Raw genomic sequence first — 4,569 nt, forward strand, 5'->3', positions numbered from 1 at the left:
CTTCAGGCCATGGCCGAGGGCCGGATCCGCCGCGCGAACCGGCGGCGCGTCATCATCGCCGTCCTCGTGGCTCTCGTCGTCACCGCGTTCGCGCTCAGCCTGATGTTCGGCAAGACGTACTACCCCCCGGACGCGGTGTGGCGGGTGATCGTGGGCGAGCAGGTCCCGGGCGCGTCCTTCACCGTCGGCCGGCTGCGGCTGCCCCGTGCGGTGCTCGCCGTCCTCGTCGGACTGTGCTTCGGTCTGGGCGGTGTCACCTTCCAGACGATGCTGCGCAACCCGCTGGCCAGCCCCGACATCATCGGCATCAGCACCGGGGCGAGCGCGGCGGCCGCCTTCGCGATCGTCGTGCTCTCGCTCGACGAGGTCGGCGTCTCCGTCTTCGCGATCACCGGTGGCCTGGTGGTCGCCCTGGCGGTGTACACCCTGTCCTTCAAGGACGGGGTGGCGGGCTCGCGGCTCATCCTGATCGGCATCGGCATCGCCGCCATGCTGGAGAGCCTCACCGCCTACATCCTCAGCCAGGCGGGGGAGTGGGATCTCCAGGAGGCGATGCGCTGGCTGACCGGCAGCCTCAACGGCTCCAGCTGGACGGAGGTGGTGCCGGTCCTGATCGCGCTGGCCGTCCTGGGGCCCGTTCTGCTGGGGCAGTCGCGCGGCCTGTCCACGATGCAGCTGGGCGACGACACCGCCGCGGCCCTCGGCGTGCGCGTGGAGCGCACCCGGATCATCGCCATCGTCGCGGCGGTGGGCCTGATCGCCTTCGCCACCGCCGCCGCCGGACCGATCGCCTTCGTCGCGTTCCTTTCCGGGCCGATCGCCGCCCGCCTGGTGGGGCCCGGCCATTCCCTGCTGGTGCCCGCCGCCCTCATCGGGGCGCTGCTGGTGCTGGTCGCCGACTTCTGCGGCCAGTTCGCGTTCGGCACCCGCTACCCGGTCGGCGTCATCACCGGCGTGCTGGGCGCCCCGTACCTCATCTACCTCATCATCCGCACCCACCGTGCGGGCGGTTCCCTGTAGCCGACGGGCGGCGCGTCAGTCCGTCTCCCGCGCCGGCCCGGTACGGGGCCAGGGCCGGCCGGTGAGGCGCTCGATGTCCGTGTTGAACCGGCGCAGATCCTCGATGAAACGGTCCAGGCGCTCCGCCGGCCAGTCGGCCAGCACCCCGGAGAGGCCGTCGATGATCATGTCGCGGCGAGCCGCAAGGCGGGCCCGGCCGGCGTCGGTGACCCGGAACTTCCGCGCCGTCCCGCCGTCCGGGTCCAGGGTGCGTTCGACCAGCCCCTGCCCGAGCAGGGCCGTGGTCTGCCGGGTGAAGGTGGAGGCGGCCAGGCCGAAGGCGTCCACGAACTCCGGTATCGACATGGGGCCCTGGGCCTCCAGCCGGCTCAGCAGGACATAGGCGCTGCGGTCCAGCGCGGCCCCGGCCCGCACATTGCGCGGTGTGCCCAGCTCCTGGTGGCGCGTGAGGATCAGCAGTTCCCGTTCGAGGTCTTCGCCCGCCCGACGGATCTCCACGCCGGCCTCCCCCTGGTCCGAACAACGGTGTGGCAGCAGTGTAGGGCGATATTGCGCCATGCACGCGAAGTGCATCATGCACTCTTGATGCATCATGCACAGTGTCGGTAGCGTTGCGTTCCGTGAACGCCTGCCCGGGCCGTACCGCGTTCGCTCCCCCCGCGCCCATGGAGGAGCCACCATGACGCAGCATCAGCACGAGACCGTACGGCTGCCGCTCACCGGCGACAGCCCCCTGGAGGCACCGGCCGCCTGGCAATCCCTGCGCCGCGGCTGCCCGGTGGCCACCGCCGAGTTCCCCAGCGGCGACAAGGCCGCCTACCTCACCCGCTACGAGCACGTCAAAGGCGTGCTGACCGACCCCCGCTTCACCCGCCCCACCGCCGCCGACCCGGGCGCCGCCCGGGTCGCCCCGGCGGGCGCCGGAGGCCCCGTCGCCGACGGCTCCTCCGCGCTCGCGCTGCCGGACCGCGGCGAGGAGCACCAGCGGTGGCGGCGCCGGGTCGGCAAGTACTTCACCGCCAAACGCATGACCGCGCTGCGCCCCGGCATGGTCGCCATGGCCGAGGACCTCGTCGACACCATGACCGCCGGCGGCGGCCCGGCCGACCTCAAGGCGGCCCTCGGCTTCCCGCTGCCGGTCTTCGTCATCTGCGAGATCCTCGGCGTGCCCGCGGCGGACCGCGAACGGTTCTCCCACTGGTCCGACGCCTTCCTCAACGTCAGCCGCTACACCGCCGAGCAATCCCGCACCGCCCAGGAGGAGTTCACCCGGTACATGAGCGCGCACACCGCCGCCGTGCGCGAGAACCCCGGCGATGACCTGCTCGGCATGCTGGTGCGCGACGGCCGCGCCGAGGAGGACGGCGGCCTCACCGACGACGAACTGGTCGCCACCGGCGTGGGCCTGCTCGTCGCCGGACACGAGACCACGGCCAACATGATCGGCAAGATGACGGCCATGCTGCTGGCCGACCGGGCGCTGTGGGAGCAACTGCTCGCCGACCCGGCGCTGATCCGCACCGCCGTCGACGAGGCCCTGCGCTACGACGCCAACCTCGGCTTCGGCACCCGCCGTTACCTCACCGAGGACATCGAGATCGACGGCGAATCCCTGCCCGGCGGCACCACCGTCGTGTGCGCCATGCCCGCCGCCAACCGCGACGAGCGGGTGTTCACCGACCCCGAGACCATGGACCTCACCCGCAGCCCCAACCCCCACCTCACCTTCGGCGCGGGACCGCACGCCTGCCTCGGTCAGGCCCTGGCCCGTACCGAACTCCAGGTCACCCTGGAGGTCCTGCTGCGCAAGGTGCCCACCCTGCGCCTGGCCGTCCCCGCCGCCGCACTGCCCCGGGTGGAGGGCCTGCTGGTGGGCGGGCTGCGCGAGGTGCCGGTGACCTGGGAGGAGGGGGCCGCGTGAACATCAGCGTCGACGAGTCCCGGTGCTGCGGGGCCGGCCAGTGCGTCCTCATCGCGCCGGAGGTCTTCGACCAGCGCGAGGAGGACGGCATCGTGGAACTCCTGGCCGCCGAACCGGCGCCGGCACAGCACTCCGCCGCGCGGGAGGCCGCCGCCGTCTGCCCGGCCGGCGCCATCACCGTGCACGAACAGGTCTGACGCCCGGCCGTCCCGCCCCCGGCCCTCCGGGGGACGGGACGGCCGCCCGCCCGCTGTGTCTCAACGGGCCGGGCGCAGCTCCTCGTCCGCCGGATCCGACGGGTCCGGCGGCCGGGGCGACCCGGCGGCAGCGTCGCCCTGCGCGTCGCCGGGATCATCGGCCACCGACTCCGCCACCTGTGGCGGCGCGATCCGGCTGAGCAGTATGGACACCGCGCACATCAGGGCCATCATCCCCATCAGGGCGTACATGATCCGGTAGTCGATCAGCCCGATCAGCGCCGCGCCCGCCGCGATGGAGAGCGTCTGGAACAGATCGCACACCGAGGAGACCGCCGCGTTCACCCGGCCCTGCATCCGGGCCGGCGCGTACAGGTGCAGCGCCGTGCTCAGCGCCACCATGAGGAACGGCAGCCCGGTACCGATCAGCATCGCGCCCAGGATGAACAGCGGCATCTCGCGCCACACGCACAGCACCAGGCCGGCCGAGATCAGCGCGTACCCCACCGCGCTGCCCCGGAACTCCCCGGCCCGCCGCACCACGAGACCGGCGAGGATCCCGCCCAGCACCGAACCGCCGCCCTGCAGTGAGGCGATCACCCCCACGAACGCGGGCCCCTGCCCCAGCCCCTGGTCGACCGCCGCGAACACCGCGGTCTCCAGCAGTCCGACCACCGCCAGGAACGCCACGAACGACACCGTCAGCCGCAGCAGGAACGGCGTGGCGCGCACGAAACGGAAACCCGCCGTCACCGACCGCGCGAACGGCTCGCCCGCCGGCTCCGGCTCCGACTCCACCACCTTGATCGACCACAGCACCAGCGCCGCCACCACGAAGGTCGCCGACCCGAGCACCGCGAGCGCGCCCCCGCCGAACGCCGTGTACACCCCGGCGCCCGCCACCGGCGAGACGATCCGCACTCCCTCCCGCACGGTGATCAGCAGCGACCGGGCCGCCGCCGCGTTCTCCGAGGGGAGCATGTCCTTCAGCAGCGCCGGCCGGGCCGGGGTGGCGAACAGCACCCCGTACGCCAGCGTCACCAGATAGATGATCCACACATCGCCGGAATCCCCGACGAACAGCAGCCCCAGCACCAGGACCGCCATCACCGAGTACATCCGCAGCAGCAGCGGACGCCGCCGCACCCGGTCCACCCAGTGGCCCAGCAACGGGGCGGCGAGACCGGGCGCCGTGATGATCAGGAACACCACGCCGGCCGCCGCGTCCGACCCCGTCAGATCCTTGATCCAGATCGCCAGCGAGAGATAGACCGCGCTGTCCCCGAAACTGGAGAAGGTCTCACCGATGAACAGCCGTCTGAAGCGCTTGTCGGTGCGCAGCAGTTTCCACATGGGGCGGACCTCCGGGGAAGGGACGGCGGCGGGCGGCCCGCCCGCCGCCGCGGGGTGACGTGAGGGGCGGGGGCGGGG

General features: G+C 72.7%; 5 protein-coding genes. 3 read left to right on the forward strand and 2 right to left on the reverse strand.

The window, feature by feature from the left end; all coding sequences use genetic code 11:
• The first annotated feature begins 9 nt into the window (after positions 1-9).
• On the forward strand, positions 10-1,020 hold the full coding sequence (locus ACTFAP_RS26915) for a FecCD family ABC transporter permease (protein ID WP_436977739.1): 1,011 nt from the start codon (positions 10-12) through the stop codon (positions 1,018-1,020).
• 15 nt (positions 1,021-1,035) lie between these two features.
• Here ACTFAP_RS26915 and ACTFAP_RS26920 read toward each other — a convergent pair whose 3' ends face one another.
• Entirely contained in the window at positions 1,036-1,518 is a 483-nt protein-coding gene (locus ACTFAP_RS26920) for a MarR family transcriptional regulator (RefSeq protein ID WP_495682724.1), read from the reverse strand.
• 181 nt (positions 1,519-1,699) lie between these two features.
• Here ACTFAP_RS26920 and ACTFAP_RS26925 point away from each other — a divergent pair, with 181 nt between their 5' ends.
• Both ACTFAP_RS26925 and ACTFAP_RS26930 read left to right on the forward strand, forming a co-directional pair.
• A complete protein-coding gene (locus ACTFAP_RS26925; protein WP_495682725.1) occupies positions 1,700-2,941 on the forward strand; it encodes a cytochrome P450 in 1,242 nt (413 codons plus the stop codon).
• Positions 2,938-3,138, forward strand: a complete 201-nt coding sequence (locus ACTFAP_RS26930) for a 4Fe-4S domain-containing protein (protein WP_495682726.1) — start codon at positions 2,938-2,940, stop codon at positions 3,136-3,138. The genes ACTFAP_RS26925 and ACTFAP_RS26930 overlap by 4 nt, the downstream gene beginning before the upstream one ends.
• Positions 3,139-3,198: 60 nt before the next feature.
• Here the strand turns inward: ACTFAP_RS26930 and ACTFAP_RS26935 are convergent, their stop codons facing one another.
• Positions 3,199-4,491 (reverse strand): MFS transporter, encoded by a 1,293-nt coding sequence (locus ACTFAP_RS26935; RefSeq protein WP_495682727.1) that lies wholly within the window; start codon positions 4,489-4,491, stop codon positions 3,199-3,201.
• Positions 4,492-4,569 lie beyond the last annotated feature (78 nt).

This window comes from Streptomyces sp. PH9007, from assembly GCF_059813725.1.

Bases quoted from the DNA above. Each gene is read 5' to 3' on its own strand.
- ACTFAP_RS26915 (WP_436977739.1), top strand. From the start codon at position 10: ATGGCCGAGGGCCGGATCCGCCGCGCGAACCGGCGGCGCGTCATCATC.
- ACTFAP_RS26925 (WP_495682725.1), top strand. From the start codon at position 1,700: ATGACGCAGCATCAGCACGAGACCGTACGGCTGCCGCTCACCGGCGAC.
- ACTFAP_RS26935 (WP_495682727.1), bottom strand. From the start codon at position 4,491: ATGTGGAAACTGCTGCGCACCGACAAGCGCTTCAGACGGCTGTTCATC.